The 24,426-nt window shown below is 68.1% G+C and carries 30 protein-coding genes; 26 read left to right on the forward strand and 4 right to left on the reverse strand.

What is annotated here, in order from left to right:
- Positions 1–2: 2 nt before the first annotated feature.
- Entirely contained in the window at positions 3–1,763 is a 1,761-nt protein-coding gene (ilvB, locus tag E5K04_RS11590; protein ID WP_136554231.1) for a biosynthetic-type acetolactate synthase large subunit, read from the reverse strand.
- Positions 1,764–2,132: 369 nt separating this feature from the next.
- Here ilvB and E5K04_RS11595 point away from each other — a divergent pair, with 369 nt between their 5' ends.
- The 4 genes from E5K04_RS11595 (at position 2,133) to E5K04_RS11610 (ending at position 5,640) form a co-directional block, all read left to right on the forward strand.
- The gene (locus tag E5K04_RS11595; RefSeq protein ID WP_136554233.1) at positions 2,133–2,738 is read left to right on the forward strand and encodes a hypothetical protein; all 606 of its coding nucleotides are present in this window, start codon (positions 2,133–2,135) and stop codon (positions 2,736–2,738) included.
- On the forward strand, positions 2,735–3,100 hold the full coding sequence (locus E5K04_RS11600; RefSeq protein WP_136554235.1) for a DUF3106 domain-containing protein: 366 nt from the start codon (positions 2,735–2,737) through the stop codon (positions 3,098–3,100). Before E5K04_RS11595 ends, E5K04_RS11600 begins: the two co-directional genes overlap by 4 nt.
- A 61-nt stretch (positions 3,101–3,161) precedes the next feature.
- The gene (locus E5K04_RS11605) at positions 3,162–3,668 is read left to right on the forward strand and encodes an RDD family protein (protein WP_136554237.1); all 507 of its coding nucleotides are present in this window, start codon (positions 3,162–3,164) and stop codon (positions 3,666–3,668) included.
- 178 nt (positions 3,669–3,846) lie between these two features.
- Positions 3,847–5,640, forward strand: a complete 1,794-nt coding sequence (locus E5K04_RS11610; protein ID WP_136554239.1) for a 2-isopropylmalate synthase — start codon at positions 3,847–3,849, stop codon at positions 5,638–5,640.
- A 228-nt stretch (positions 5,641–5,868) separates the two neighbouring features.
- On the opposite strand, the gene E5K04_RS16900 is transcribed toward E5K04_RS11610, so the two are convergent.
- Positions 5,869–6,564, reverse strand: coding sequence for a PEPxxWA-CTERM sorting domain-containing protein (locus E5K04_RS16900; protein ID WP_235844353.1), 696 nt, complete (start codon positions 6,562–6,564; stop codon positions 5,869–5,871).
- A 239-nt stretch (positions 6,565–6,803) separates the two neighbouring features.
- Between E5K04_RS16900 and bioD the strand changes: the two genes are divergently transcribed.
- The gene (bioD, locus tag E5K04_RS11620; RefSeq protein ID WP_136554241.1) at positions 6,804–7,445 is read left to right on the forward strand and encodes a dethiobiotin synthase; all 642 of its coding nucleotides are present in this window, start codon (positions 6,804–6,806) and stop codon (positions 7,443–7,445) included.
- Positions 7,446–7,502: 57 nt separating this feature from the next.
- Positions 7,503–8,078 carry a xanthine phosphoribosyltransferase gene (locus tag E5K04_RS11625; protein WP_136554243.1) on the forward strand — a complete coding sequence of 192 codons (576 nt, stop codon included), beginning with the start codon at positions 7,503–7,505 and terminating at the stop codon, positions 8,076–8,078.
- Between the two features lie 64 nt (positions 8,079–8,142).
- Here E5K04_RS11625 and E5K04_RS11630 read toward each other — a convergent pair whose 3' ends face one another.
- Positions 8,143–8,457, reverse strand: a complete 315-nt coding sequence (locus E5K04_RS11630) for a hypothetical protein (RefSeq protein ID WP_136554245.1) — start codon at positions 8,455–8,457, stop codon at positions 8,143–8,145.
- Between the two features lie 180 nt (positions 8,458–8,637).
- On the opposite strand from E5K04_RS11630, the gene coxB reads away from it, so the two are divergent.
- Genes coxB through E5K04_RS11655 form a run of 5 tightly spaced genes read left to right on the forward strand, consistent with a single transcriptional unit; the run spans position 8,638 to position 13,015 of the window.
- The gene (gene coxB, locus E5K04_RS11635; protein ID WP_136554247.1) at positions 8,638–9,750 is read left to right on the forward strand and encodes a cytochrome c oxidase subunit II; all 1,113 of its coding nucleotides are present in this window, start codon (positions 8,638–8,640) and stop codon (positions 9,748–9,750) included.
- A gap of 10 nt (positions 9,751–9,760) precedes the next feature.
- Positions 9,761–11,392, forward strand: coding sequence for a cytochrome c oxidase subunit I (gene ctaD / locus E5K04_RS11640; RefSeq protein ID WP_136554249.1), 1,632 nt, complete (start codon positions 9,761–9,763; stop codon positions 11,390–11,392).
- A gap of 10 nt (positions 11,393–11,402) precedes the next feature.
- Positions 11,403–11,930, forward strand: coding sequence for a cytochrome c oxidase assembly protein (locus E5K04_RS11645; RefSeq protein WP_136554251.1), 528 nt, complete (start codon positions 11,403–11,405; stop codon positions 11,928–11,930).
- Positions 11,931–12,119 carry a DUF2970 domain-containing protein gene (locus E5K04_RS11650; RefSeq protein WP_136554253.1) on the forward strand — a complete coding sequence of 63 codons (189 nt, stop codon included), beginning with the start codon at positions 11,931–11,933 and terminating at the stop codon, positions 12,117–12,119.
- A gap of 2 nt (positions 12,120–12,121) precedes the next feature.
- The gene (locus E5K04_RS11655; RefSeq protein WP_136554255.1) at positions 12,122–13,015 is read left to right on the forward strand and encodes a cytochrome c oxidase subunit 3; all 894 of its coding nucleotides are present in this window, start codon (positions 12,122–12,124) and stop codon (positions 13,013–13,015) included.
- 2 nt (positions 13,016–13,017) lie between these two features.
- Here E5K04_RS11655 and E5K04_RS11660 read toward each other — a convergent pair whose 3' ends face one another.
- The gene (locus tag E5K04_RS11660) at positions 13,018–13,206 is read right to left on the reverse strand and encodes a DUF2909 domain-containing protein (protein ID WP_168929218.1); all 189 of its coding nucleotides are present in this window, start codon (positions 13,204–13,206) and stop codon (positions 13,018–13,020) included.
- A gap of 22 nt (positions 13,207–13,228) precedes the next feature.
- Here E5K04_RS11660 and E5K04_RS11665 point away from each other — a divergent pair, with 22 nt between their 5' ends.
- From E5K04_RS11665 to E5K04_RS11735, 15 genes are all read left to right on the forward strand, one after another.
- Entirely contained in the window at positions 13,229–13,855 is a 627-nt protein-coding gene (locus tag E5K04_RS11665) for an SURF1 family cytochrome oxidase biogenesis protein (protein ID WP_235844354.1), read from the forward strand.
- The gene (locus E5K04_RS11670) at positions 13,852–14,298 is read left to right on the forward strand and encodes a hypothetical protein (RefSeq protein ID WP_136554261.1); all 447 of its coding nucleotides are present in this window, start codon (positions 13,852–13,854) and stop codon (positions 14,296–14,298) included. The genes E5K04_RS11665 and E5K04_RS11670 overlap by 4 nt, the downstream gene beginning before the upstream one ends.
- Before the next feature lie 2 nt (positions 14,299–14,300).
- Complete coding sequence (locus E5K04_RS11675; protein WP_235844355.1) at positions 14,301–15,332, forward strand: COX15/CtaA family protein; 1,032 nt, start codon at positions 14,301–14,303, stop codon at positions 15,330–15,332.
- Entirely contained in the window at positions 15,329–16,228 is a 900-nt protein-coding gene (cyoE, locus tag E5K04_RS11680) for a heme o synthase (RefSeq protein WP_205700351.1), read from the forward strand. The genes E5K04_RS11675 and cyoE overlap by 4 nt, the downstream gene beginning before the upstream one ends.
- Positions 16,228–16,824 carry an SCO family protein gene (locus tag E5K04_RS11685; RefSeq protein WP_136554264.1) on the forward strand — a complete coding sequence of 199 codons (597 nt, stop codon included), beginning with the start codon at positions 16,228–16,230 and terminating at the stop codon, positions 16,822–16,824. Before cyoE ends, E5K04_RS11685 begins: the two co-directional genes overlap by 1 nt.
- Positions 16,825–16,862: 38 nt before the next feature.
- Positions 16,863–17,612 carry a flagellar brake protein gene (locus tag E5K04_RS11690; RefSeq protein WP_235844356.1) on the forward strand — a complete coding sequence of 250 codons (750 nt, stop codon included), beginning with the start codon at positions 16,863–16,865 and terminating at the stop codon, positions 17,610–17,612.
- A 22-nt stretch (positions 17,613–17,634) separates the two neighbouring features.
- Complete coding sequence (gene hisG / locus E5K04_RS11695) at positions 17,635–18,297, forward strand: ATP phosphoribosyltransferase (RefSeq protein ID WP_136554266.1); 663 nt, start codon at positions 17,635–17,637, stop codon at positions 18,295–18,297.
- Positions 18,285–19,583, forward strand: a complete 1,299-nt coding sequence (hisD, locus tag E5K04_RS11700; protein ID WP_136554268.1) for a histidinol dehydrogenase — start codon at positions 18,285–18,287, stop codon at positions 19,581–19,583. Before hisG ends, hisD begins: the two co-directional genes overlap by 13 nt.
- A gap of 101 nt (positions 19,584–19,684) precedes the next feature.
- Positions 19,685–20,755, forward strand: a complete 1,071-nt coding sequence (gene hisC / locus E5K04_RS11705; protein WP_136554270.1) for a histidinol-phosphate transaminase — start codon at positions 19,685–19,687, stop codon at positions 20,753–20,755.
- Positions 20,756–20,758: 3 nt separating this feature from the next.
- Positions 20,759–21,352 (forward strand): imidazoleglycerol-phosphate dehydratase HisB, encoded by a 594-nt coding sequence (gene hisB / locus E5K04_RS11710; RefSeq protein WP_136554272.1) that lies wholly within the window; start codon positions 20,759–20,761, stop codon positions 21,350–21,352.
- On the forward strand, positions 21,349–21,990 hold the full coding sequence (gene hisH / locus E5K04_RS11715; protein ID WP_136554274.1) for an imidazole glycerol phosphate synthase subunit HisH: 642 nt from the start codon (positions 21,349–21,351) through the stop codon (positions 21,988–21,990). Before hisB ends, hisH begins: the two co-directional genes overlap by 4 nt.
- Positions 21,991–22,011: 21 nt before the next feature.
- Entirely contained in the window at positions 22,012–22,752 is a 741-nt protein-coding gene (gene hisA, locus E5K04_RS11720) for a 1-(5-phosphoribosyl)-5-[(5-phosphoribosylamino)methylideneamino]imidazole-4-carboxamide isomerase (protein WP_136554276.1), read from the forward strand.
- Positions 22,753–22,814: 62 nt separating this feature from the next.
- A complete protein-coding gene (gene hisF, locus E5K04_RS11725; protein WP_136554278.1) occupies positions 22,815–23,579 on the forward strand; it encodes an imidazole glycerol phosphate synthase subunit HisF in 765 nt (254 codons plus the stop codon).
- 20 nt (positions 23,580–23,599) lie between these two features.
- Positions 23,600–24,004 (forward strand): phosphoribosyl-AMP cyclohydrolase, encoded by a 405-nt coding sequence (gene hisI, locus E5K04_RS11730; protein WP_136554309.1) that lies wholly within the window; start codon positions 23,600–23,602, stop codon positions 24,002–24,004.
- 95 nt (positions 24,005–24,099) lie between these two features.
- Complete coding sequence (locus tag E5K04_RS11735; protein ID WP_136554280.1) at positions 24,100–24,426, forward strand: phosphoribosyl-ATP diphosphatase; 327 nt, start codon at positions 24,100–24,102, stop codon at positions 24,424–24,426.

A 24,426-nucleotide genomic window follows, 5' to 3' on the forward strand; every position in this document is an offset into this window, starting at 1 on the left:
GGTCAGCACAGGTTGCCGTAGTCGCGATCGGCCGCTTCGCCGTCCTGCTCGCGCATGTGCGGCGGCAGGTCCATCTGGTCGAGGCCCTTGCCGTTGCCCACCATCGGGAACACGTTTTCCGACTGGTCAGTGCGGAAGTCCATGAACACCAGGCGGTCCCTGTTCTTCTGGCTGAACGCCTCGCGGATCGCCGGCTCGACGTCGGCCGGGTTTTCGATCTTCATGCCGATATGGCCGTAGGCCTCGGCGATCTTCACGAAGTCGGGCAGCGCGTCCATGTACGACTCGGAGTAGCGGGTGCCGTAGAAGAACTCCTGCCACTGGCGCACCATGCCCAGGTAGCGGTTGTTCAGGCTGAGCACCTTGACCGGGGTGTGGTACTGCTTGGCGGTCGACAGCTCCTGGATGTTCATCTGGATCGAGCCTTCACCGGTGATGCAGGCGACGGTCGCATCCGGGTTCGCCAGTTGCGCGCCGATGGCGGCGGGCAGGCCGAAGCCCATGGTGCCGAGGCCGCCGGAGTTCAGCCACTGCTTGGGACGGTCGAACTTGTAGTACTGCGCGGCCCACATCTGGTGCTGGCCGACGTCGGAGGTGACGATGGCGTTGCCGCCGGTGACCTCGTACAGCATCTCGACCACGTGCTGCGGCTTGATCAGTTCGTCGGATTTCGCGTACCACAGGCTCTTGCGCTCGCGCCAGGCCTCAACCTGCTCCCACCACTGGGCGAGCGCCTGCGCGTCGGGGCGCTGGGCGCTTGCGCGCAGCAATTCGAGCATCTCGGCGAGCACATGCTTGACGTCGCCGACGATGGGCACGTCGGCCTTGACGCGCTTGGCGATCGAGCTGGGATCGACGTCGATGTGGATGATCTTCTTCGGCGCGCCGAGGAAGTGCGACGGCACGCTGATCACGCGGTCGTCGAAGCGGGCGCCGACGGCGAGCAGCACGTCGCAGTTCTGCATCGCCATGTTCGCTTCGTAGGTGCCGTGCATGCCGAGCATGCCTAGGAACTGGCGGTCGGAACCCGGGTACGCGCCCAGCCCCATCAGCGTGTTGGTGCACGGCACGCCGAGCAGGCGCACAAGTTCGGTCACCTCGGCTGCCGCGTTGCCCTGCACCGCGCCGCCGCCGACATAGATGTACGGGCGCTTGGCTTCGAGCAGCAGGCCGACGGCCTTCTTGATCTGGCCGGGGTGGCCGCGGGTGACCGGCACGTACGAGCGGATCTGGACGCTGTCCGGGTAGGAAAACTCGTGTTTGGCCTGGGTGACGTCCTTGGCGATGTCGACGACGACCGGGCCGGGACGGCCGGTCTTGGCGATGTAGAACGCCTTCTTGATGGTCGACGCCAGCTCGGTGACGTCCTTGACCAGGAAGTTGTGCTTCACGCACGGCCGGGTGATGCCGACCATGTCGACTTCCTGGAATGCGTCCATGCCGATCGCCGGGGTCGGCACCTGGCCGGAGATCACCACCATCGGGATCGAGTCCATGTACGCGGTGGCGATGCCGGTGACCGCGTTGGTGGCCCCGGGACCGGAGGTGACCAGCGCGACGCCCACCTTGTCGCTGGAACGGGAATACGCGTCAGCCGCGTGGACAGCTGCCTGCTCGTGGCGGACCAGTACATGCTTGAACTGGTTCTGCCTGAAGATGGCATCGTAAATTTCTAGGACCGCGCCGCCGGGGTAGCCGAAAATGAATTCGACCCCTTCCTCCTGCAGGCTGCGGACGAGGATTTCCGCGCCCGATATCTGCATTGTTGCCTCTGTCTTGTGTATGTGGTGTCCCGTTGCAATTAATGACCATATCTTATCCGGCAAAATACGGTCAAGCGCTTTTGTGCGGACGCACAAGCGGCTGCAAGGCCGGAAAAATCAGGGTTTTGGCGCGCTGACGCCGGGACGGGCGCTTTGTTAAGATAACGACTTCCAGCTTTTTTCCGCCACCAGATGAACGCCGCTTCCCGCACACCGCACCTTGTTGCCGCCGCCCGCGTGCTGGCGGCTGTCGCGCTGCCTCATGGGGTCGACGGCCTAGCGGCCGTGCAGGCTGCCCGCCAGGCTGCATGCAGCCGTTTCGGTACGGACCGGGAAGATGCTCTGTGGCTGGGCTGCCTGCTCGCGCGCTTGCCCCGGCCCCGCCGCTGGTGCGCGCCCGTCGCGGCCGAGGCGCCGATCGAATTCGAGGCGCTGCCGGCACTGGCGACGCCCGGCTGGACGCGGCAGCCCGGGGCGCTGCCGCTGATTCTCGCCGCGCTCGCGCTGCTGCGCCGTGGCGAACAGGTCGCCTATCTCATGCACGGGCTCGGTGGCTGGCCCGCCGCGCGCGTCGCGACGCTGACCGGCGCTACGGTGTTTGGCGCCGAACGCCAGTTGCGCTCGGCACGCCAAGCGCTGCATGCGATGCTGCAGCTGAAGGGCGTCGGCGATGCAGATGGCTATCCGTCGCTGGACGCGGCGATCGCCGCCGTGCTGGCAGACGCCTACCCGGGCGAAGACGCTGCCGCCAGCGCGGGGCACGCAAAGACGCCCCACGGCTTGCGGGCGCGGCTGTGGCTTGCCCGCGGCCGCCTGCGCCGCGCGGCGGGCGCCGCCGTGCTGGTGGGGGTTGCGGCCGCCTTCTGGCCTGCGCTGCCCGAGTTGGGGCACGACGCCGCGACCGACGCGGCCATGCTGTCGTCGGAGTGGCCGCTGGAGATGCTGTTGCAACCGCTGGAGGAAGGTGCGCGATGATCAAGGGATGGACCCTGCTGCTGGCTTGTTGCCTGGCCGCGCCGGCGTGGGCCGGCACTGCGGCGTCGCCGGACTGGGACATGCTCGCCGAGTCGCGCCGGCAGGCGCTCGTGCCGCTTGCCCGCGACTGGAACCGTTATTCGGCGCAGAAGAAGCAGTCGCTGGTCGAACTGGCCGACGCGCTGCAGCAGCTGCCGCCGGACGCGCGCGAGCGCGCGCAGCGCCAGCTGCGGCGCTGGGTCGAGCTGTCGCCCGCCGAGCAGGCGCGGGTGCGCGCCAACTGGCGGCGCGTGCAGGCGTTGGCACCCGAGCGCCGTGCCGCGCTGCTGTTCGAGCTGACGCACCCGACGGCCCAGCGCTGACCGTATGTGACATTGTCTTGCGGTAGAATGGCGGCTTCCGAACCCTGTGCCTGCCCACCGCATGACCATCCCATCCGCCGAGCCGACCCTGGCGCGCACGCTGGCCGCGCTGTTCTACGAAATCCTGCTGGGCTGCGCGGTATTGCTCGCCTTCGCCGCCGTGCTGACGCCGCTGAAGGCGCTGCTCCCCGCCGGGGCGTTCGCCGACTGGCTGTTCCGGCTGGCGCTGGCCGCCCTGATGTTCGGCTACTGCGGCTTTTGCTGGACGCGCGGCGGGCAGACGCTGGCGATGAAGACCTGGCGCTTGCGCGTCGAACGTGCCGACGGCGGCGCGCTGTCGTGGCCGGACGCGCTGCGCCGTTTCCTCGTGGTGCTCGTGCTGTTCGTCGGCGTGCCGGTGCTGGTGTGGGCCGGCTGGAGCCGCGCGCTGGGCGAGGCGGCGCCCCTGTGGTTGCTGCCTTTGTGGCTCGCCATCCCGTTTGCCTGCCGCCTGCTCGACCCGGCGAAGCTCAGCCTGCACGACCGGCTGGCGGCGACCCGCGTCGTCCAGTTGCCCAAGCGGGCATAGCGTCCGGTTCTACAAAGCCGCCTGAGGGCGGTTTTTTTGCGGCCGAAATCAGACAAAACGTCCGATTTTTGCGTATCTGACACGAATCTACCCATGATATGAAAATTATCAGACAGTTTGTTTGACATGATGTCTCTGTCGGCGTACGTTTATGACAAACAGCCACCAGGAGGGACGCATGCAACTCGATATCGAACGACTGATCGCCGACTTTGGCGGCCCCGGCGCGATCGCCGAGGCGCTGAGCCGAGCGCATCCGGACGAGCCGGTATCGCGGGCGGCGATCTACAAGTGGCGGGAACGCGGCAGCCTGCCGCTGGCGCAGCTGAACAAGCTGGCGCAACTGGCGGCCAGCCAGGGCAGGCGGTTTGATTACAGCGACTACCTGGTCGGCGCGGCGCCGGCCGGCGGATACGGGAGAAATCCGGACATGGGCGAGCGTTTGATCATTTTCGACACCACCTTGCGTGACGGCGAGCAGTCGCCGGGCGCGTCGATGACCCGCGAGGAGAAGCTGCGCGTGGCCCGCCAGCTCGAGCGGCTCGGCGTCGACGTGATCGAGGCCGGTTTTGCCGCGGCGAGCCCGGGCGACGCCGAGTCTATCCGTTCGATCGCCGAGGCGATCCGCGAGTCGACCGTCTGTTCGCTGTCGCGTGCCAACGAGCGCGACATCCGTGCCGCCGGCGAGGCGATCGCGCCGGCTGCCCGTGGCCGCATCCACACCTTCATCGCGACCAGCCCGATCCATATGGAGAAGAAGCTGCGCATGCACCCGGACGAGGTGGTCGAGGCGGCGGTCAAGGCGGTCAAGTTTGCCCGCGAGTTCACCGACGACGTCGAATTCTCGGCCGAAGACGCGCTGCGCTCCGAGCCGGCCTTCCTCGCGCGCATCTTCGGCGAGGTGATCGCCGCTGGCGCGACGACGATCAACGTGCCCGACACCGTCGGCTACGCGGTGCCGCGCGTGACCGAGGCGTTCTTCCGCGACCTGATCGGCGCGACGCAGGGCGGCAGCCGGGTGGTATGGTCGGCGCATTGCCACAACGATCTGGGCATGGCGGTCGCCAACAGCCTGGCCGCGGTGCTCGGCGGCGCGCGTCAGGTCGAGTGCACTATCAACGGCCTGGGCGAGCGTGCCGGCAACGCGGCGCTCGAGGAAATCGTGATGGCGGTGAAGACGCGCCGCGACATCTTCGGCGTCGATACCCGCATCGACGCGACACAGATCGTGCCAGCTTCGCGCTTGGTGTCGACCGTCACCGGCTACCCGGTACAGCCGAACAAGGCGATCGTCGGCGCCAACGCCTTCGCGCACGAGTCCGGCATCCACCAGGACGGCGTGCTCAAGCACCGCGAGACCTACGAGATCATGTCGGCCGAGTCGGTCGGCTGGAGCGCCAACCGCCTGACGCTGGGCAAGCTCTCCGGGCGCAACGCGTTCAAGACCAAGCTGGCCGAACTGGGCATCACGCTGGACAGCGAGGAGGCGGTCAACGCGGCGTTCGCCCGCTTCAAGGAACTGGCCGACAAGAAGCGCGAGATCTTCGACGAAGACCTGCACGCCTTGGTGTCCGACGAGATGGTCGGTGCACAGCAGGAAGACTACAAGTTCGTGTCGCTGAAGGTGGCGACCGAGACCGGCGAGGCGCCGCTGGCGTCCATCGTGTTCGCCGAACACGGCGTCGAGCGCCGTGCCGAGTCGTCCGGCTCCGGCCCGGTCGACGCCGCGTTCAAGGCGATCGAGGGCGTGGTGGGAAGCGGTGCCGAACTCGAGCTCTACTCGGTCAACGCGATCACCAAGGGCACCGAATCGCAGGGCGAAGTCACCGTGCGCCTGGCGCGTGACGGGCGCATCGTCAACGGGCAGGGCGCGGACACCGACATCATCGTCGCCAGCGCCAAGGCCTATCTGTCGGCGCTGAACAAGCTGTCGAACAAGGAAGAGCGCCTGAAGGCGCAAGGAGACGTCTGAGAGGTTTTTTCATCCGGCAGCCTAACCGGCCGGTGCGTGGCCGACGCCTTCCCGTCCCGTTGCAAGTTCGGGAGACGCGCCGCCGACAGAGGGCTGCCAATCGGTTTCAACCCGATCAATGTTTGAAACCCAAGGCCCACAAGGCCGAACCATCGTCAAGCCGGCTCACAAGGCCCGGACGTCAGCGTGCCGACCCACGAGGTCGGCGTCGCCGCGTCCGGGCGTCCTTCATACCGCCGGCGTTCCCAGCTTGCCCGCACGGGCCTGCTTGCGGCGGGCAATCATGCCCACCAGGCCGAGACCGGCGAGCATCATCGCGTAGGTTTCCGGCTCCGGCACGGCCACCGCCAGCACATAGTCCTGGTAGTGGCCGTTGGTCAGCTTCTGTGTCGACCAGCTGATCTTCGACGCGTCCAGCGCCTTGGCGTCGGCCAGCCACTGGTTCGCCGTCGCGAACGCCGTAGTATGCTGCGCGTCGAGGTTGGCACCACCGAACAGGCCGGAGCTGCCCGGCGCATACTTGGTCTGGAATTTGTCCAGGCTTTCGTGGGTGATCTCCCAGACCGCCAGCTGGAAGGCGATTCCCTTGGTCAGGTCGGTCACCTTGTCGCTGGCGACAGTATATAGCCGGTCGAGCATGTTCTTGTCGGCCGGGCTGAAGTTCGCCAGCGAGTAGTCTTTCGAATACCAGCTCAGGGGCTGGTTCAGTTCGACGCAGTAGGTGGTGAACGACTTGCCGTCCAGCGTGCCCTTGAGCGGGCCGACACCGTGGTGGCTCCAGCTCCAGCCACCGTTGGTGGTCGTGGAGATATTGGCCATCGGGCTGGCTGCCTTGTTCAGGTCCACCGTCAGTGCAGAGGCCCAGGGGGCGGCCAGGCACAGGGCAGCAGCCAGACCGCCTTGCAAGATCAGGCGATTATTCATGGATGACTCCTTGGTAGGTATGCATTGCGGCGGGCATGACCCGTCCGGCAGGATTCCTGCCGTACCGGAATAGCCTACGGGATTCATCTAATCAATTTCATTATTGTTGTTTTAATCGAATGCTATCAGCTTGGCGGGTGGCTCGAGTGGCAAACATCCGGCTGTTATCATGTTGGCAGCGGCAGCATCGTGCAGTGGAGCGCGTGTGAGGGCCGCGAAACCGCACAGGGGGCTTCACGATGCACGGCAACTACTTCGTTACCGGTACCGACACCGAGATCGGCAAGACGCATGGCGCGGTCAGGCTGATCGCGCACTTGCAGCGGCAGGGCAAGACGGTGCTGGCGATGAAGCCGGTCGCCTCCGGCTGCGAGCGGCTGGCGGACGGCAGCTGGCACAACGACGACGTCGCGCGGCTATGTGCCGCGACCGGGCAGGCCGACCTTGCGCTGATGAATCCCTACCGCTTCGAGCCTGCGGTGTCGCCGCACATCGCCGCGCGCGAGGCGGGCGTCGACATTTCGCTTGAGCACATCGCCGCTTGCTACCGCAAGCTTGCCGGCCAGGCCGACTGCGTGCTGGTCGAGGGTGCCGGCGGCTGGCTCGCGCCGCTGAGCGACACCCTGTACATGGAAGACCTCGCGCGCGCGCTGGAATTGCCGGTGATCCTGGTCGTCGGCATGAAGCTTGGCTGCATCAACCACGCGCTGCTGACCGCGCGCGCGGTCCGCGCGTCCGGCTGCACCTTCGCCGGCTGGGTCGCCAACCGGCTCTCCGCCGCGCAGCCGCGTTACGCGGAAAACCTGGCGACGCTCACCGCGGCGCTGGGCATGCCCCCCTTGCTCGAATTGCCGTGGGAAGGCGGCGCGGACGCCGCCTGAGCGCGGGCAAGCGGTGTTACAATGGCGCGCATTTCAATGCACGCCCGACCGCCCGCCATGCAGCTACTCAAAGACAAGATCCTGACCGACGGCCGACTGCTCGACGGTTACGTCCTCAAGGTCGACAACTTCCTCAACCACCAGCTCGACGTCGCCCTGCTCGACGCGATGGGCGCCGAATTCGCCCGCCGCTTCGCCGGCGTCAAGGTCGACAAGATCCTGACCGTCGAGGCATCCGGCATCGCGGTGGCAGTGATGGCCGCGCGCCATTTCGGCAACGTGCCGGTGGTGTTCGCCAAGAAGACCGAGAGCCTGACGCTGGACAAGGACGCGTACGAGAGCGACGTCTACTCGTTCACCAAGCAGAAGACCTACCGCGTGCGCGTGTCGCGCCGCTACCTGTCGGCCGGCGAGCAGGTGCTGGTCCTTGACGACTTCCTCGCCAACGGCCACGCCGCCTGCGGGCTGATCGACATCGTGCGCCAGGCCGGCGCCGAGGTGGCCGGGGTCGGCATCGTGATCGAGAAGGGCTTCCAGAGTGGCCGCGCGCTGATCGAGGAAGCCGGCGTCAGCCGCGTCGAGTCGCTGGCCATCCTCAAAAGCATCGCCGAGGGCAAGATCGAATTCGCCTGATCCGGCCCGTTCAACCAAAAACCCCCGCTTGGCAAAGCGGGGGTTTTTGTTTTTAACGGGCGCTTTACTGTGGCATGCGCGCGGTGAATACGCGGTTGCCGGCGACGCTGCCGACAAACGGTGCGCCCGCGTTTTCGGCGGTCGGCAGTACGCCGCTCATGGTCGCCGCCTTGCCAGCGGCGGTGGTGCCGGTGCACACCAGGGTCACCGCGTCGCCCTGGTTCTCGCAGGCGAGGGGTCCGGCCAGCGGGTGGCCTGCGTCGGCGAACCACTGGCTGCCGTAGGCGGCAACGTTGCTGCGGTAGGTTGGCGCCATCATGCTCTGGCAGCCGGCGACAAGCAGCAGCAGGGCAGGCACGGCAAGCAGACGAGTCTTCATGGCTCTCTCCAGTCAGGTTGGGGTGTTCCCCGTTGTATCGCTCCCTCGTCACTGTTGCAAGGCGCAATCGGTGTTTCTTGTTTTATACGGAAACAGTCCTAGCATCAAAAAAACCGGCTGGCATGACACGGCCGGCAACAGACCATTTGGGGGCGGCTGCCCCTGCGCGAAGGGGGAAACATGCCGCCTGTCCTGCCTGTCCTGCTGCTGGCCGTGCTGGCGTCGACTGCCGTGCGTGCGAACCAGCTCAACCTGCAGACGCCGGTGACGCCGGTCGCCCGCGACGTCTACGACCTGCACACCCTGCTGCTCTACATCACGATCGCCATCGTCGTCGCCGTGTTCGGCGTCATGTTCTACGCGATCGTCCGCCACCGCAAATCCGCGGGCCACCAGGCCAAGCAATTCCACGAGAACACCACGGTCGAGGTGGTCTGGACGGTGGTGCCGCTGCTGATCCTGATCGGCATGGCGTGGCCGGCGACCCGTGTGGTGCTCGCGCAGAAGCAGACGCGCGGCGAGGACATGACGGTCAAGGTTACCGGCTACCAGTGGAAGTGGCAGTACGACTACCTGGACGACGGCTTGGCTTTCATGAGCCACCTGACAACGCCGCGCGACGGCACGCTGAAGACCGCCGGCGGCCCCTACCTGCTCGAGGTGGACGAGCCGCTCGTCGTGCCGGTCGGGCAGAAGGTGCGCCTGCTGTTGACCGCCAACGACGTGATCCACTCATGGTGGGTGCCGGCCTTCGGCGTCAAGCAGGACGCGATCCCCGGCTTCGTGCGCGAGGCGTGGTTCAAGGCGGACACGCCGGGTACCTACCGCGGCCAGTGTGCCGAGCTGTGCGGCAAGGACCACGGCTACATGCCCATCGTGGTCGAGGTGAAACCCGAGGCCGAATACGCGAGCTGGCTCACGGCCAAGAAGGCGCAGCTGGCGGCGCAGGCGGACGACCCGGCCAAGGTGTGGAAGCTCGACGAAGCGGTCAGGCGCGGCGAGGAGGTGTACCGCAAGAACTGCGTGGCCTGTCATATGGAAGACGGCAAGGGCGTGCCTGGCACCTTCCCGGCGCTCTCCGGCAGCGTGGTCGCGACCGGGCCGGTCGCCGCGCACATCGACATCGTGCTCAACGGCAGCCGCAAGAACGCGGCGATGGCGGCGTGGGGCAAGCAGCTGTCGGACACCGAGATCGCGGCGGTGATCACCTACGAGCGCAACGCCTGGGGCAACCGGGACGAGAAGGTGGTGCAGCCGAAAGACATCAAGGCCGCCCGTGGCGGCCAGGCGTAAGGAGAAAGCGATGGCGACCGTCGAAGACAGCGCGCACCTGCCACACGACGCGCACGACAAACCGAGCGGCTGGGCGCGCTGGGTGTACGCGACCAACCACAAGGACATCGGCACGCTCTACCTGTGGTTCGCGTTCGCCATGTTCATCTCGGGCGGGGTGATGGCCTTGGCGATCCGCGCCGAGCTGTTCATGCCGGGGCTGCAGTTCTGGCAACCCGAACTCTTCAACCAGCTCACCACCTTGCATGGCCTGGTGATGGTGTTCGGCGCGATCATGCCGGCATTTACCGGCCTCGCCAACTGGATGCTGCCCCTGATGATCGGTGCGCCGGACATGGCGTTCGCGCGCATGAACAACTGGAGCTTCTGGCTGTTGCCGCCGGCGGCGCTCTTGCTGATCCTGTCGTTCTGGGTGCCCGGCGGCGCGGCGGCGGCCGGCTGGACGCTGTACGCGCCCTTGTCGACGCAGGGCGGCATGGGGATGGACATGACCATCTTCGCGATCCACATCCTCGGCGTGAGCTCGGTGATGGGCGCGATCAACATCGTCGTCACCGTGCTCAACCTGCGCGCGTCCGGCATGGGGCTGATGCAGATGCCGATGTTCGCGTGGGCGAGCCTGATCACCGCCTACCTGATCATCGCGGTGATGCCGGTGCTCGCCGGCGTGGTGACCATGGTGTTGACCGACCGCCACTTCGGCACCCACTTCTTCAACGCGGCCGGCGGCGGCGACCCGGTGATGTACCAGCACATCTTCTGGTTCTTCGGCCACCCCGAGGTCTACATCATGGCGTTGCCGGCGTTCGGCATCGTCAGCCAGGTGATCCCGACCTTCGCGCGCAAGCCGCTGTTCGGCTACGCGTCGATGGTGTACGCGACCGCCAGCATCGCCATCCTGAGCTTCATGGTGTGGGCGCACCACATGTTCACCACCGGCATGCCAGCGACCGCGCAGCTCTTCTTCATGTACGCGACCATGCTGATCGCGGTGCCGACCGGGGTGAAGGTGTTCAACTGGGTGGCAACCATGTGGGAGGGCAGCATGACCTTCGAGACGCCGATGCTGTTCGCCATCGGTTTCGTGATGCTGTTCACCATCGGCGGGCTGTCCGGGGTGATCCTGTCGGTGGCGGCGGTCGACGTCCAGTTGCAGGACAGCTACTACGTGGTCGCCCACTTCCACTACGTGCTGGTCGCCGGCGCCCTGTTCAGCCTGTTCGCCGCCGTCTACTACTGGTTCCCCAAGATGACGGGGAAGATGTATTCGGAGGGGCTTGGCAAGCTGCACTTCTGGTGGTCGCTCTTGTGGTTCAACGTCACCTTCTTCCCGATGCACTTCCTGGGGCTGGCCGGCATGCCGCGGCGCATCCCCGACTACGCGCTGCAGTTTACCGACTTCAACGCGATCGCCAGCGTGGGCGCGATGATGTTCGGCCTGGGGCAGCTGATCTTCTTCTACAACATGGTGCGCTCGATCAAGCACGGCAAGGAGGCACCGCAACTGCCGTGGGAGGGCGCCAACACCCTCGAATGGAAGATCCCGACGCCGGCGCCCTACCACAGCTTTGTCGAGGCGCCCGAGCTTAAGGCCGGCGACAACGGGGTGATCCTCTCCATGCAAGGCGGCGAGCACCACTGAGGAGACGGCGATGGTCTCGCGTACCGACAACCGCATCCTGCTGCGCAAGTTCCTGCTGATCGCGCTGTTGATGTTCGGCTTCGCGTGGGCGCTGGTGCCCCTGTACCGGGTGATCTGCGAGGTGACCGGCGTCAACCAGCTCGTCAAGGCGGGCGAGGCGCCGCAGCAGGACGTGGTGGCCGGCGTGCCGGTGACGCTCGACTTCGACGCCACCGTGCAGCCGGGCCTGCCGTGGCAGGTGGTGCCGCTGGTCCGCCGTGTCGAGGGGCGCACCGGCGAGTTCATCCGCGTCGACTACGAGATCACCAACCGCAGCGATAAGCGTGTGGTTGGCCAGGCGGTACCGCGCTACCTGCCGGCGGCGGCCGGGCCGCATGTGCAGAAGCTTGACTGCTTCTGCTTCAGGGAACAGGCGTTCGAGCCGGGCGAGACGCGCCGCTTCCCGGTGGTGTTCGTCGTCGACAAGGCGCTGCCGGCTGAGATCGGCCGCATCACGCTGGCGTATTCGGTGTTCTCGCTGCCGGGGCGGGAACCCTAGGTGCGGCTCGCTCAGGCGCTGCGCGCGGTGCTCGCGGCGTTTTTCGGCGTGCGGCGTGGCCGTGCAGCGGGTGCGGACCGTGCGCTGAAGGGGTGGGAGGTGGTGGTGGCGGCGCTGCTGGTCGCGCTGTTGGCCGCCGTCCTGTTGTGGGGTTTGGTGCGCGGCATCGTCGCCGTCGCGGGAGGCTAGGGATGCAAGGTCATGAAGTTGCCGACAACGGGCACGGCGCCGACGCGGCCGCGCGGCAGACCCGTTACTACGTGCCGTCGCCGTCGCGCTGGCCGCTGGTCGGCGCACTCGCGCTGTTCTGTCTGGGGCTGGGCGCCGCTTTCGCCTTGAACGGCGTGCTGGTCGGCCCGTGGTCGCTGGCCATCGGCGCCGCCATCTTTGTATGGATGCTCGTCGGCTGGTTCGGCGACGTGGTGCGCGAGAGCCGTGCCGGCGCCTACCGTGCGCGCGAGGACATGTCGTTCCGCTGGGGGATGGGCTGGTTCATCTTCTCCGAGGTGATGTTCTTCGCCGCCTTCTTCGGCGCGCTCTACTACGTGCGGGTGATCTCGGTGCCCGAACTGGGCGACGCCGCGCACAAGCTGCTCTACCCGGACTTCAACCCGGCCTGGCCGCTGGTCACCGCGCCGGGCCTGCCGGCGGGCTACCAGGCGATGGGCGCGTGGGGCTTGCCCGCGCTCAACACGGCCATCCTGCTCACCTCAGGCGCCACGCTGACCTGGGCGCACTGGGCGCTGCTCTCCGGCAGGCGCAGCCGGCTGCTCACCGGCCTCGGCGCGACCGTGCTGCTGGGCGTGCTCTTTTTGCTGCTGCAGGCGTACGAGTACCGGCACGCCATGCACGAGCTGGGGCTGACCTTCGCCTCCGGCGCGTACGGGATGACCTTCTACATGATGACCGGCTTTCACGGCCTGCACGTGCTGGTCGGCACGCTGATCCTGGCGGTGATCTGGCTGCGCGTGGCGCGCGGCGACTTTGACGCGCGCCACCACTTCGGCTTCGAGGCAGCCGCGTGGTACTGGCACTTCGTCGACGTGGTGTGGCTGCTGTTGTTCGTGTTCGTCTACTGGCTGTAGGGCTAGCGGCCCCACCAGCCGAGCGCGCCGCCGCCGATGAGCAGGGCGAACAACAGCCCGGACAGCGCGACGCGTACCGTCAACAGCCGCGCGAGGCGCGCAGGATCAGTTTGCGGGCGCATCAGCGCGGCAAGGCCAGAGAAGAGGGCGTAGAGGATGGCGACGACGACGGCAGCGAGCAAGGCTTTCACGAAAGGCTCCCCCCAGGGACGTTTGCTCAAGTCTAGTGCGCTGTGGCTGCTCTGCCTGTTGCCGTTCGCGCTGGCCGCCTGGCAGTGGCAGCGCGGCGCATCGCGCGGCGCCGAGCTCGCGGCACTGGCCGCCGCCGCCGCTCGCGCGCCCTTGCCGGTGGACGCCCTCGCTACCGCCGAACCCGGCCGGCGCGCCGCCTTCGCGGGCCAACTGGCGGGGCCGGCGCTGTTCTGGCGGCAGATGGACGGGCGGGTGCGGGTCTGGCTGCCGCTACGGCTGGCGGACGGCCGCCACCTGATGGTCGACGCGGGGCAGGGCGAGGCGGGGGGCGAGCTGCCTGCGCGGCTATCGGGCAGCGGGTCCTGGCAGCGCTGGCCGCGGCCGTTCACCCTCGCCGGTGCCGTGCACGGCGCGGCGGGCGAGGTCGACGCGCCGGACACCGCCGCGCTCGCCGTGCGCTACCCGGGCCTGTTGGCGGGGGTGCTGGTGATGGCGCCGCCGCTTGCGGGGCTTGCCGCGTCGCCGCTGCGCCCCGCGTTCGATCCGCGCCGTCACTATGGCTACGCCTTGCAATGGCTGCTGTTGGGGCTCTTGCTCGCGCCGCTCGCGTGGCGGCTGACCGTTTCCTCCAGGAGGACCACTCCATGACGCCCCGCGGAAAACTCGCATCAATCTTCGTCTTGTGCGTATCCCCGGTCGTGCTGTCGACCGCGCTGTATTTCGGCGCGCCGCCGGCGGGCGGCAAGAGTTACGGCACCCTGTTGCCGACGCGGCCGTTCGCCGACGCCGCCCCGGGCGCCTGGCCTGCCGGGCGCTGGGTGCTGGTGCAGTACGAGGCGGCGCCCTGTGACGCCGCCTGCCGCGACCGGCTCGCCGGCCTCGAACGCATCCGCGTCGCGCAGGGCGAGCAGTCGAACCGGCTGGCCACCCTGCAGCTCTCCGCGGCGGGCAAGGCGCCGGGCAGCCGGGTGCTGGTCGACCCGCGGGGCAACCAGGTGCTCGCCTATCCGGCGTCGGCCGACCCGGTGCGCCTGATCCGCGAGGTCGGCAAGGTGATCAAGACCAATAACGGCCTCGGGCGGGAGGGCTGAAGATGGGGAAGATGCCCGCCAATATGCGCCGCCTGCTGTGGCTCGCGCTGCTGGTCGCCTGCGTGGTGGTGCCCTTGGGCGCCTACGTGCGGCTGTCGGACGCCGGGCTTGGCTGCCCGGACTGGCCGGGCTGCTACGGCAAGCTCAGCCCGGCGCACGCGCGCGACGTGATCGTCGACGTGCACGCGGCCGACCCGCACGGGCCGGTCAGCCTTGCCAAGGCGTGGAAGGAGATGAGCCACCGCTACCTTGCCTCAGCGCTGGGGCTGGTCATCGTCGGCATCGCGTGGCTGGCGTGGCGCCAGCGCACGCAGCGCCTGCTCGCCGGCACGTTGCTCGCGGCGGTGGTATTTCAGGGGCTGCTTGGCATGTGGACGGTGACCCTGCTGCTGAAACCGGCGATCGTCAGCCTGCACCTGATCGGCGGCATATCGATTGTCGCGCTGATTGCGGCGCTGCTCACCCGCGCCAGCCTCGCGCCGCTGCCGGCGCCGCCGCCTACGCGGGCGCTTGCCTGGGCGCTGGTCGCCGCGGTGGCCGTGCAGGTGTTGCTCGGCGGCTGGGTGACGTCCAACTACGCGGCGCCTGCCTGCCAGGGCTTCCCGCAGTGCAATGGTGCGTGGTGGCCGGAGGGCATGGACTTTACGGCTGCGCTGCACGTGACGCGTGCGCTGGGCGAGGGGCCGGACGGCACGCCGCTTGCCTGGGGCGCGCTGGTCGCCATCCACTGGCTGCACCGGGCGGGTGCGCTGCTGCTCAGCGTGCTGCTCGCCGCGCTCTTGTGGCACACCCGCGCGGAGCCCGCGTGGCGGGCGAGCCGGTGGCTGTTGTTGAGCCTGTGGGCGCTGCAAGTGGGCTTGGGTGTCGCCAACGTGGTGTTCGCGCTGCCGCTGCCGCTGGCGGTGGCGCACAACGCGGGGGCGATGCTGCTCGCGGCGGGCGTGCTGTCGGTGGCGGTGCGCGCCCGCGCGCCGCTGACGGCAGCCATCGGCCGCCGTCTCTATCAATTCGGCCAGCAGGGGGGCGTGCGATGACGACGATGCAGGCAGGACGGGTGGTAGCGCTGCCCGCGCAACTGTGGCGGCTTGCCAAGCCGCGGGTGGTGCTGTTGATCGTGTTCTGCGCGGTGATCGGCATGCTGCTCGCGACGCCGGGCCTGCCGGAACCGGGCCTGCTCATCGCCGCGACGCTGGGCATCGGGCTGGTCGCTGGCGCCGCCGCGATGGTCAACTGCCTGGTCGAGCGCACGGTCGACGCGCGGATGCGCCGCACCCGTAGCCGAGCCACCGCCAGCGGCGAGGCGGGCTTCGCGCTGGTGCTGACGGTCGCGCTCGGGGCAGGAGGCTTGGGCATGGCGCTGTTGGTGGGCTTCGTCAACGCGCTGACCGCGTGGCTGACGCTGGCCACCTTCGTCGGCTACGCCATCGTCTATACCCTGCTGCTCAAGCCGAACACGCCGCAGAACATCGTGATCGGCGGCGCCAGCGGTGCGATGCCGCCGATTCTCGGCTGGGCGGCGGCGACCGGCGAGGTCGGCGCGATGGCGATGGTGCTGTTCCTGATCATCTACGCGTGGACGCCGCCGCACTTCTGGGCACTCGCGCTGTACCGGCGTGACGAGTACCGCGCCGCCGGGCTGCCGATGCTGCCGCTTACCCACGGCGAGCGCTTCACCACGCTGTCCATGCTGCTCTACGCGTGGCTGCTCGCCGCGGTCAGCCTGCTGCCGGTCGCGCTGGGCGAGAGCGGCATGCTTTATCTCACGGCCGCTCTGGTGCTGAACGCGCGCTTTATCGGCATTGCACGCAAATTGCATATAAACTACGCCGACGAGACCGCGCGGCGCATGTTCCGGCAGTCGATCAGCTACCTTACGCTGATGTTCTCCGCGCTGCTTATCGACCATTACTGGATGATCCCCGTCAGCTGATGTCCCGCCTGCTTCGCCTGATTTGCCTGGCGTGCCTGCCCTGGCTGCTCGCCGCCTGTTCGCCCGCCGAGCCGCCGGCGCAGAAGCTGCCGTTCAAGGGCAGCGACCTCACCGGCGTCGCCTTCGGCGGCGACTTCGCGCTGCTCGCGGATGACGGACAGCGCGTCGCGCTGTCCGACTACCGCGGCAAGGTGGTCGCGCTGTTCTTCGGCTACACCCACTGCCCGGACGTGTGCCCGACGACGATGCTCGAATACGCCGCCGCGCGCCGCGCGCTGGGCGAGGACGGCCGCGGCCTGCAGGTGCTGTTCGTCTCGCTCGACCCCGCGCGCGACACGCCGGCCGTGCTTAAGGGCTACGTGCCGCATTTCGACCCGACCTTCGTGGGGCTGACCGGCACGGCGGACGAAGTGGCCGCCGTCGCCGGCCGCTTCAAGATCGTCGCGAACAGGGTGGAGGGCGAGGGCGGCGGCTACACGCTGGACCACAGCGCCGGCTCCTACCTGATCGGCCGCGACGGCCAGTTGCGCGTCTACCAGGCATACGGCACGCCGGCCGACGCGCTCGCCCATGATATTCGTATTCTGTTGCGGTAGACTGTGGCGAGACGAAGACCGAACGACAGGATTTTGATGTGAGTGCAGCACCCGGCAGCCCGAACGGCGCAACCGAGCTCGAGCGTTACACGCTGACTTCCCGGCTGGAAATCGCCCACCACCTGCGCGGTCTCGCGCAGGCGGGGGTGATGCTTACCGTCTACTCGAACCAGGGCAAGAACTGCGTGCTCACCCGCGTGCTCACGGCCGACGCCGAAACCGGCACGCTGGTGTTCGACTGGGGCGGCAATGAGGCCGCCAACCGCATCCTGCTTGCCTGTCCGCACAATGTGTTCACCTGCGCGCCCGACGGCATCAAGACCCAGTTCTCGACCGGCCAGCCACGCGAAATCGACTTCGATGGCCGGCCGGCGTTCGAAGTCGCCTTGCCCGCCGCGATGATCCGCCTGCAGCGGCGCGAGATGTTCCGCGTGAAGACGCCGCTGGCGAACCCAGTGTGCTGCCGGATCTACGACCACCCAGCCGGCGAGCTGCTGCTGCCCTTGTTCGACATCAGCATCGGCGGCATGGCGCTCGACTTGCCCGAGCACGACCTGGCCGGCTTCGACTATGGCCAGCGCTACGCCGACTGCAGCGTCGACTTGCCCGGCCTGGGCGTGCTGCCGGTCGGCATCGAGGTGCGCAACCGGCGCGAGTTGACCCTCAATAGCGGCGAGCCGGCGACGCGCGTCGGCTGCCAGTTCCTGAACATGAGCACGGCGCGCGAGGGCCTCGTCCAGCGCTACGTCGCCCAGCTCGAGCGAGAACGCCGAGCGCTGACCCGTTGACCATCCAGACCAAGAAACCATCATGAAGCTGACCATCGCGCTGTCCAAGGGGCGCATCTTCGAAGAAACGCTGCCGCTTCTGGCAGCAGCGGGCATCGTCCCGGCCGAGGACCCAGAGTCCTCGCGCAAGCTGATCATCGGCACCAACCGCGACGACGTGCGCCTCGTCATCGTGCGCGCGTCTGACGTGCCGACCTACGTGCAGTACGGCGCCGCCGACCTGGGCATCGCCGGGCGCGACGTGCTGATCGAGCACGGCGGCGACGGCCTGTACCAGATGCTCGACCTCAATATCGCGCGCTGCAAGATGATGGTCGCGGTTCCCGAGGGCTTCGACTACGACGCCGCGGTGAAGAAGGGCGCGCGCCTGAAGGTGGCGAGCAAGTACCCGCTGATCGCGCGCGAGCATTTCGCCAAGAAGGGCGTGCACGTAGACATCATCAAGCTGTACGGCTCGATGGAGCTGGCGCCGCTGGTCGGCCTGTCCGACGCGATCGTCGACCTGGTGTCGACCGGCGGCACGCTGAAGGCGAACCGCCTCACCTCTGTCGAGCATATCCTCGACATCAGCTCGCGGCTGGTGGTCAACCAGGCCGCGCTCAAGCTCAAGTACGGCGCGATCCAGCCGGTGCTCGACGCGTTCTCGTCGGTGGTCCGGCAAGGGGAGGCGGCATGCAAAGACTGAACAGCGGCGACGCCGGTTTCGGCGAACGCCTGCAGGCACTGTTGGCGTTCGAGACCGCGCAGGACCCGACCGTCGACGAGCGCGTCGCGGCGATCTGCGCCGACGTGAAGGCGCGCGGCGACGCGGCGCTGATCGAGTACACCAACCGCTTCGACCGCATGCAGGCCGCGTCGATGGCCGAGCTGACGCTGGGCCGCGACGCGCTGGAGGCGGCCTTCCTGCGCCTGCCCGAGGCGCAGCGCGCGGCGCTGTCCGCCGCCGCCGGGCGGGTACGCCGCTACCACGAGAAGCAGCTCGCGCACTCCTGGCAGTACGAGGACGAGGACGGCACCCTGCTCGGCCAGCAGGTGACGGCGCTCGACCGTGTCGGCATCTACGTGCCCGGCGGCAAGGCCGCGTATCCGAGCTCGGTGCTGATGAACGCGCTGCCGGCCAAGGTTGCCGGTGTCGGCGAGATCGTCATGGTGGTGCCGACGCCGGGAGGCGAGCGTAACGACCTGGTGTTCGCCGCCGCGTATATCGCCGGCGTCGACCAGGTGTACACCGTCGGCGGCGCGCAGGCGGTCGCCGCGCTCGCCTACGGTACCGAAACCATCGCCCAGGTCGACAAGATCACCGGCCCGGGCAACGCCTACGTGGCCGCCGCCAAGCGCCGCGTGTTCGGCGTGGTCGGCATCGACATGGTCGCCGGCCCGTCCGAGATCCTGGTGATCTGCGACGGCACGACCGACCCGGACTGGATCGCGATGGACCTGTTCAGCCAGGCCGAGCACGACGAGATCGCGCAGGCGATCCTGCTGTGCCCGGACGCGGCCTACCTCGACGCGGTGGCGGCGAGCATCGAGCGGCTGCTGCCCAGCATGCCGCGGCGCGACATCATCGCGGCGTCGCTGGCAAACCGCGGCGCGCTGGTGCAGGTGACCGACCTCGACGAGGCGTGCCGCATCGCCAACTACATCGCGCCCGAGCACCTCGAGCTGTCGGTGGCCGACCCCGAGGCGTGGCTGCCGGCGCTCAAGCACGCCGGCGCGATCTTCATGGGGCGCTTCACCTCGGAGAGCCTGGGCGACTACTGCGCCGGCCCCAACCATGTGCTGCCGACCAGCCGTACCGCGCGCTTCGCCAGCCCCTTGGGCGTGTACGACTTCCAGAAGCGCACCAGCCTGATCCGCGTCTCGCGCGAGGGGGCAGACCGGCTCGGCCGCATCGCCAGCGTGCTCGCGCACGGCGAGGGGCTGACCGCGCACGCGCGTGCCGCCGAGCTGCGGCTGACGCAGGCTGACTGAGCGGGGGCGGGCGTGAGACTCGCCCGCCGGCCGATAAACCGTTACGATATGCGGATATTTAGCGCGTCATCTGGATGACGTGCACGAGACGAAGCCGACCGATGAAACCTGCAGCCCAGGCATGGGTGCGCCCGGAAGTGGCCGCCATGCACGCCTACCACGTCGCCGACGCGCGCGGCATGATCAAGCTCGACGCGATGGAGAATCCGTTCCCGTTGCCGCCCGCCCTGCAGGACGAACTGGGCCGCCGTCTAGGCCGCGTCGCCGTCAACCGCTACCCGGATCCGGACGGCGGCGGCCTCAAGGAGAGGCTCGCCGCTGCCTTCGGCATCTCCCCTTACGCGCAACTCTTGCTGGGTAACGGCTCGGACGAGCTGATCACGCTCACCATGCAGGCGCTGGCGCGCCCCGGCGCGATCATGCTCGCGCTCGAACCCTCGTTCGTGATGTACCGCGTCGGCGCCGAGCTTGCCGGCATGCGCTACGTCGGCGTCCCGCTGAACGCCGACTTCAGCCTGAACCTTGACGCCTTGCTCGCCGCGATCGAGGCGCACCAGCCGGCGCTGGTGTTCATCGCGTACCCGAACAACCCGACCGGCAACCGCTACGCGCGCGCCGACGTTGAGGCGGTGCTCGCGGTCGCGCCGGGCCTGGTAGTGGTCGACGAGGCGTACCAGGCCTTCGCCGACGACAGCCTGATGGACCTCGCCGGCAGCGTCGACAACCTCATGGTGATGCGCACGCTCTCCAAGGTGGGGCTGGCCGGCATCCGCCTGGGTTACGCGGCGGGTAGCCCGGCCTGGGTGGGGGAGATCGACAAGGTACGCCCGCCGTACAACATCAATGTGCTGACCCAGGAGGCCGCGCACTTCGCGCTCGACCACCTCGCCCTGTTTGACGAGCAGGCGGCGCTGTTGCGCGCCGAGCGCGCGCGCCTCGCGGCGGCGCTCGCCCGGCTGCCCGGCGTCGAGGTGTTCGCGAGCGAAGCGAACTTCGTCACCTGCCGGGTGGCGGGCGCCGGTGCGCTGTTCGCCGCGCTCAAGGCGCGCGGCATCCTGATCAAGAAGCTCGACGGCGCGCATCCGCTGCTGGAAAACTGCCTGCGTTTCACCGTCGGCGCCCCCGAAGAAAACGACGCGGTCTTGTCCGCACTGCAACAGGAACTGGCGTGAACCATGCGTAGCGCGACTGTCACCCGCAACACCGCCGAGACGCAGATCACCGTCTCGGTCAACCTCGACGGCACCGGCGCCGCCCGTTTCGACACCGGCGTGCCCTTTCTCGAACACATGCTCGACCAGGTCGCCCGCCACGGGCTGATCGACCTCAACATCCACGCGGTCGGCGACCTGCATATCGACGCCCACCACACGGTCGAGGATATCGGCATCACGCTGGGGCAGGCCTTCACGCGCGCCATCGGCGACAAGCAGGGCATCCGCCGCTACGGCCACGCCTACGTGCCGCTGGACGAGGCCTTGAGCCGGGTGGTGATCGACCTGTCCGGCCGGCCGGGGCTCGAGTACCACCTGCCGTTCACCCGCGCTTCGATCGGCAGCTTCGACGTCGACCTCTTTTCCGAGTTCTTCCACGGCTTCGTCAACCACGCGATGGTCACCCTGCACATCGACAACCTGCGCGGGGTGAACAGCCACCACCAGGCCGAGACGGTGTTCAAGGCCTTCGGCCGCGCCTTGCGCATGGCGGTCGAGTTTGACGAGCGGATGGCCGGGCGCATGCCGTCGACCAAGGGGACGCTGACGGCATGAAGGTCGCGATCATCGATTACGGCATGGGCAACCTGCACTCGGTCCTGAAGTCGGTGCAGGCGGTCAACGACGCCGGCGCCGAGGTATTCCTCACCTCCGACCCCGACCAAGTGGTGCGCGCCGACAAGGTGGTGTTCCCCGGCCAGGGCGCGATGCCCGACTGCATGCGCGAACTTCACGCGCACGGGCTGGCCGAGGCGGTGCTGGAGACCACGCGCAGCAAGCCCTTCTTCGGCATCTGCGTCGGCGCCCAGCTCCTGTTCGAACACAGCGAGGAAGGCGACACGCAGGGCTTGGGCCTCTTCGCCGGCGACGTGGTGCGCTTCGCGCCGGGGCTGACCGACGCCGCGGGCGAGCGCCTGAAGGTGCCGCACATGGGCTGGAACCGCGTGTTCCAGACGCGGCCGCACCCGCTGTTTGCCGGCATCGAAGACGGCGAGCGCTTCTACTTCGTGCACAGCTACCGTTTCGCGCCGGCGACCGGCGCGCTGACGCTGGGCGAATCCGAATACCCGGACCGCTTCGCGTGCATCGTCGGGCGCGATAATATTTTTGCCACGCAGTTCCACACCGAGAAAAGCCACCGGGCGGGCCTTCAGATGATGAAGAACTTCCTCGCCTGGGACGGCAGTGTTTAACCTTCCGTAGATGAATGCACCATGCTGCTGATACCCGCTATCGACCTCAAGGACGGACAGTGCGTACGCCTCAAGCAAGGCGTGATGGACGACGCGACCGTGTTCTCCGACGACCCGGTGAAAATGGCCATGCACTGGCGAGACCAGGGCGCCGGACGCCTGCACCTGGTTGACCTGAACGGCGCGTTCGCCGGCAAGCCGAAGAACCGCGGCGTGATCCGCGACATCCTGGGCGAGGTCGGCAACGACATGCCGGTGCAACTGGGTGGCGGCATCCGCGACCTGGACACCATCGAGGCCTACCTCGACATGGGCCTCAAGTACGTGATCATCGGCACCGCCGCGGTGAAGAACCCCGGCTTCCTGCACGACGCGTGCGACGCCTTCCCCGGCCACGTGATCGTCGGCCTGGACGCCAAGGACGGCCAGGTCGCGACCGACGGCTGGGCGAAAGTGACCCAGCACAACGTGGTCGACCTGGCCCGCCGCTTCGAGGACTACGGCGTGGTGTCGGTGATCTACACCGACATCGGCCGCGACGGCATGCTCAGCGGCGTCAACGTCGACGCTACCGTCAAGCTCGCGCAGGCGCTGACCGTACCGGTGATCGCCTCCGGCGGCCTGACCGGCCTCGACGACGTGCGCGCGCTGTGCGCGGTGCGTAGCGAAGGCGTCGAGGGCGTGATCACCGGCCGCGCCATCTACGAAGGCACCATCGACTTCGCCGAAGCGCAGACGCTGGCCGACGAGCTGTCCGCCTGACCTTACGCCGCCGCCGGCGTGTCCGGCGGCGGCGCCCCCCGCATTTTCTCCCGGTTTTTGCCATGCTCGCCAAACGCATCATCCCCTGTCTCGACGTGACCGCCGGCCGCGTGGTCAAGGGCGTCAACTTCGTCGGCCTGCGCGACGCCGGCGACCCGATCGAGATTGCCCGCCGCTACAACGAGCAGGGCGCCGACGAGTTGACCTTCCTCGACATCACCGCCAGCTCCGACGACCGCGACCTGATCCTGCACGTGATCGAGGCGGTCGCCGACCAGGTGTTCATCCCGCTGACCGTCGGCGGCGGCGTGCGCCGCGTCGCCGACGTGCGCCGCCTGCTCAACGCCGGCGCCGACAAGGTCGGCATCAATACCGCGGCGATCACCGACCCGGACCTGGTGCGCGACGCCGCCGGCCGCTTCGGCAGCCAGGCGATCGTGGTCGCAGTCGACGCCAAGGCGGTCAACGCCGAGAACACGCGCTGGGAAGTGTTCACCCACGGCGGGCGGCGCCCGACCGGCCTCGACGCGGTCGAGTGGGCGGTGAAGATGGCCGAATATGGCGCCGGCGAGATCCTGCTCACCAGCATGGACCGCGACGGCACCCGCCAGGGTTTCAACCTCGCGCTGACCCGCGCGGTGTCCGAGGCGGTACCGGTGCCGGTGATCGCCTCCGGCGGCGTCGGCACCCTGCAGCACCTGGTCGACGGCGTGAAGGAAGGCAAGGCCGACGCGGTGCTCGCCGCCAGCATCTTCCACTTCGGCGACCACACGGTCGGCGAGGCAAAGGCGGCGATGCGCGCGGCCGGCGTCGAGGTGCGGCTATGAGCGCGGGCAAGGACGGACAGATGGACACCGGCAACTGGCTGGACGCGGTGCGCTGGGATGACAAGGGCCTGGTCACCGCGATCGCGCAGGACGCGGCGACCCAGCGCGTGCTGATGGTCGCGTGGATGGACCGCCAGGCGCTCGCGCTGACTGCCGTGACCGGCGTTGCCCATTACTTCAGCCGCTCGCGCGGCCGTTTGTGGAAGAAGGGCGAGGAGTCCGGCCACCTGCAGACGGTCAGCGAAATGCGGCTCGACTGCGACGGCGACGTGATCGTGCTGCAGATCACGCAGGTGGGCGGCATCGCCTGCCATACCGGGCGCGAATCCTGCTTCTACCGCGTGTGGCGCGACGGTGCGTGGCAGGTGACCGACCCGGTGCGCAAGGACCCGGCCGCGATCTACGGCCACGGCCCGTCCGCTTGACGGCGGACAAGGCATCGCGGGTTTTCCCTATCGAAAATTCACGTTGCTGCAATAAAATCACCTTATACTTTTCGAACCGTCCCGAGGGCTGCCCGATGATCGATACCGAGGTGCTGAGCAAGCTGGCCGACACGCTCGAAGCCCGCCGCGAGGCGACGTCCGAGTCTTCCTACGTTGCGTCCCTGTACCGCAAGGGCGAGGACGCGATCCTGAAGAAGGTGGCCGAGGAATCGGCCGAGGTGCTGCTCGCCTCCAAGGACGGCGACCGCCTGCACCTGGTGCGCGAAGTCGCCGACCTGTGGTTCCACACCATGGTGCTGCTGGCCCATCACGGCCTACGCCCGGAAGACGTGCTGATGGAACTTCGGCGCCGTGAGGGCATCTCCGGCATCGACGAGAAGGCCTCGCGCCAGGCCGAGTAA

Source organism: Crenobacter intestini (assembly GCF_004919095.1).
Taxonomy (GTDB): Bacteria; Pseudomonadota; Gammaproteobacteria; order Burkholderiales; family Chromobacteriaceae; genus Craterilacuibacter; species Craterilacuibacter intestini.

Coding starts and splice junctions, on each gene's coding strand:
- hisD (WP_136554268.1), top strand. CDS start 18,285: ATGCAAAGACTGAACAGCGGCGACGCCGGTTTCGGCGAACGCCTGCAG.
- hisA (WP_136554276.1), top strand. CDS start 22,012: ATGCTGCTGATACCCGCTATCGACCTCAAGGACGGACAGTGCGTACGC.
- hisF (WP_136554278.1), top strand. CDS start 22,815: ATGCTCGCCAAACGCATCATCCCCTGTCTCGACGTGACCGCCGGCCGC.
- E5K04_RS11600 (WP_136554235.1), top strand. CDS start 2,735: ATGATCAAGGGATGGACCCTGCTGCTGGCTTGTTGCCTGGCCGCGCCG.
- E5K04_RS11670 (WP_136554261.1), top strand. CDS start 13,852: ATGACGCCCCGCGGAAAACTCGCATCAATCTTCGTCTTGTGCGTATCC.
- E5K04_RS11605 (WP_136554237.1), top strand. CDS start 3,162: ATGACCATCCCATCCGCCGAGCCGACCCTGGCGCGCACGCTGGCCGCG.
- E5K04_RS11625 (WP_136554243.1), top strand. CDS start 7,503: ATGCAGCTACTCAAAGACAAGATCCTGACCGACGGCCGACTGCTCGAC.
- coxB (WP_136554247.1), top strand. CDS start 8,638: ATGCCGCCTGTCCTGCCTGTCCTGCTGCTGGCCGTGCTGGCGTCGACT.
- E5K04_RS11655 (WP_136554255.1), top strand. CDS start 12,122: ATGCAAGGTCATGAAGTTGCCGACAACGGGCACGGCGCCGACGCGGCC.
- E5K04_RS11735 (WP_136554280.1), top strand. CDS start 24,100: ATGATCGATACCGAGGTGCTGAGCAAGCTGGCCGACACGCTCGAAGCC.
- bioD (WP_136554241.1), top strand. CDS start 6,804: ATGCACGGCAACTACTTCGTTACCGGTACCGACACCGAGATCGGCAAG.
- hisH (WP_136554274.1), top strand. CDS start 21,349: ATGAAGGTCGCGATCATCGATTACGGCATGGGCAACCTGCACTCGGTC.
- E5K04_RS16900 (WP_235844353.1), bottom strand. CDS start 6,564: ATGAATAATCGCCTGATCTTGCAAGGCGGTCTGGCTGCTGCCCTGTGC.
- hisB (WP_136554272.1), top strand. CDS start 20,759: ATGCGTAGCGCGACTGTCACCCGCAACACCGCCGAGACGCAGATCACC.
- E5K04_RS11645 (WP_136554251.1), top strand. CDS start 11,403: ATGGTCTCGCGTACCGACAACCGCATCCTGCTGCGCAAGTTCCTGCTG.
- ctaD (WP_136554249.1), top strand. CDS start 9,761: ATGGCGACCGTCGAAGACAGCGCGCACCTGCCACACGACGCGCACGAC.
- E5K04_RS11610 (WP_136554239.1), top strand. CDS start 3,847: ATGCAACTCGATATCGAACGACTGATCGCCGACTTTGGCGGCCCCGGC.
- hisI (WP_136554309.1), top strand. CDS start 23,600: ATGGACACCGGCAACTGGCTGGACGCGGTGCGCTGGGATGACAAGGGC.
- hisG (WP_136554266.1), top strand. CDS start 17,635: ATGAAGCTGACCATCGCGCTGTCCAAGGGGCGCATCTTCGAAGAAACG.
- E5K04_RS11630 (WP_136554245.1), bottom strand. CDS start 8,457: ATGAAGACTCGTCTGCTTGCCGTGCCTGCCCTGCTGCTGCTTGTCGCC.
- E5K04_RS11685 (WP_136554264.1), top strand. CDS start 16,228: ATGTCCCGCCTGCTTCGCCTGATTTGCCTGGCGTGCCTGCCCTGGCTG.
- E5K04_RS11675 (WP_235844355.1), top strand. CDS start 14,301: ATGGGGAAGATGCCCGCCAATATGCGCCGCCTGCTGTGGCTCGCGCTG.
- hisC (WP_136554270.1), top strand. CDS start 19,685: ATGAAACCTGCAGCCCAGGCATGGGTGCGCCCGGAAGTGGCCGCCATG.
- cyoE (WP_205700351.1), top strand. CDS start 15,329: ATGACGACGATGCAGGCAGGACGGGTGGTAGCGCTGCCCGCGCAACTG.
- ilvB (WP_136554231.1), bottom strand. CDS start 1,763: ATGCAGATATCGGGCGCGGAAATCCTCGTCCGCAGCCTGCAGGAGGAA.